This window comes from Synergistaceae bacterium (assembly GCA_012728235.1).
Taxonomy (GTDB): domain Bacteria; phylum Synergistota; class Synergistia; order Synergistales; family Synergistaceae; genus JAAYFL01.
Window position 1 is genome coordinate 1 of sequence record JAAYFL010000063.1, and the last position, 1,773, is coordinate 1,773.

The following is a 1,773-nucleotide window of genomic DNA, read 5'->3' on the forward strand; positions in this document are numbered from 1 at the left end:
CTTATAGCCTAGCTTAGTAAGCTCTTCATAAAGAATATCTCTGTTCTTTTTATAAATAGAAATGTCCGAAGTTTGGTCTATGCATTTTGCTATGGCTTGCTGAAAAATACTTGGTGCGCAAACATAGCCCAAAGCACGTCCCGCCCCGCATATTGCGGCATACATATCATCAGCGTTTTCCATTTTCGGAGAAACGGCAATATATCCACTGCGCTCCCCCGGAATAGAAAGAGATTTGCTGTAGGAGTACGAAACGATAGTATTATTATAGTAATTCATTAGATATGGAACTTCTATGTCATCGTAAACAAGCTCACGATAAGGCTCATCAGAAATAAGATAAATAGAATGGCCGAACTCCTTCTCTTTTTTTGAAAGAATTCCACAAACAGAACTTATTGTTTCTACTGAATAAACAACGCCGGAAGGATTATTTGGCGAATTTATTATTACGCCCTTTGTGTTTTTGTTAATAGAAGCTTCAAAACTTTTAAGGTCAATCTGAAAGTCATCTGTATCTGGAGGAATAATGACAACTTTTGCTCCAGCCGCTTCAACGAAAACAGTATATTCAGGGAAATAGGGAGCAAAGACGATAAACTCATCGCCCGGAACAGTCATAGCCTTAATTGAAATTGTCAAAGCAGCAGCAGCACCGGACGTAATATATATATTGTCTGCTGCAACTTCGGTGCCAAATCTTTCATTTATGTTGTTTGCGATAATTTTTCTGACTCCGACGTCTCCCTGAGCTGACGTATAACTGTGAAGACTTGCGGGATCAGAATTTTCTAGCAGAGCAATCAAAACCCTTTTTAGATATTCAGGTGCAGGGACATTTGGATTGCCAATACTAAAGTCGAAGATTTTATCCGCTCCAATTTCTGCTGCTCTTTTCTTTCCGTATTCAAAAATTTCGCGAATGGCGGACCGTTTTTTGCCAAGTCCAAGCATTTTTTCAGAAAGCATAATAAATCCCCCATTTAACATCATTTAAATCGATATCTTTTTAAGCAAATAATAAAAGCTAATTATAAAATAATATTATGACACAATAAGTTTAAAAATGTATAAGCACATCAAGCGAGCAGAGAAGGATTATTTCCTAGTATATTTTGTTACAGAAAGAAGATTCCAAATATTCCAAACAAAAAAAGCAGAAGAGGCGGATTCTCTTTAAAAATCTTAACAAAACTAATTAAAAGCAATCCGACTCCAAAAAGAGCCATTGCGATTGTTCCATTATGTACTGTTGCTGTAAGGGGTGCAATAAGAGAGAGAGATAAAAGTCCTGAGACAACAGGACGCAAAAGCAATTTGAATTTTTTGCTCTTCTCCGCCGTTGTTTTCTGCAGTAGAAACAGAACAATGCATAATAAACAAATTGGAGCGGCAATAAGAGAGATGGTAGCTATCAAAGAACCCAGAATCCCACTCTGTTGAAACCCCACGAAAGTTGCTGCGTTTATGGCGATTGGACCAGGTGTGACTTGTGACAGCGCTAGTACTTGACCAAATTGTTCCGTTGTCAACCAGCCAGTTTTTGTAACAAGTTGGTATTCTATAAGTGGCAGAGTACAGAGTCCGCCTCCGAATGCTCCTATGCCAACCTGTGCAAACGCAGAAGAAAGGACCAAGAGTATATTCATATGGAGATCACTTTTTCTCTAGCGAACTGCAGAGCGATGACAAGAGCCATCGCTAGTAATGGGTGCATACGTAATCCACCTATAAGTCCTATCACAAGCAAAAAGGGGACAAAATTCCACCATC

Annotated in this window: 2 protein-coding genes; both read right to left on the reverse strand. The window is 38.8% G+C overall.

What is annotated here, in order from left to right; translation table 11 throughout:
* On the reverse strand, window positions 1–969 hold a 969-nt coding region (locus tag GXZ13_04950), incomplete at its 3' end, for a pyridoxal phosphate-dependent aminotransferase (protein ID NLX75169.1).
* A 149-nt stretch (window positions 970–1,118) separates the two neighbouring features.
* Window positions 1,119–1,649: a chromate transporter gene (locus GXZ13_04955; protein ID NLX75170.1), complete on the reverse strand. Its 531-nt coding sequence runs from the start codon at window positions 1,647–1,649 to the stop codon at window positions 1,119–1,121.
* Between the last annotated feature and the right edge of the window lie 124 nt (window positions 1,650–1,773).

Coding starts and splice junctions, on each gene's coding strand:
- GXZ13_04955 (NLX75170.1), bottom strand. CDS start 1,649: ATGAATATACTCTTGGTCCTTTCTTCTGCGTTTGCACAGGTTGGCATA.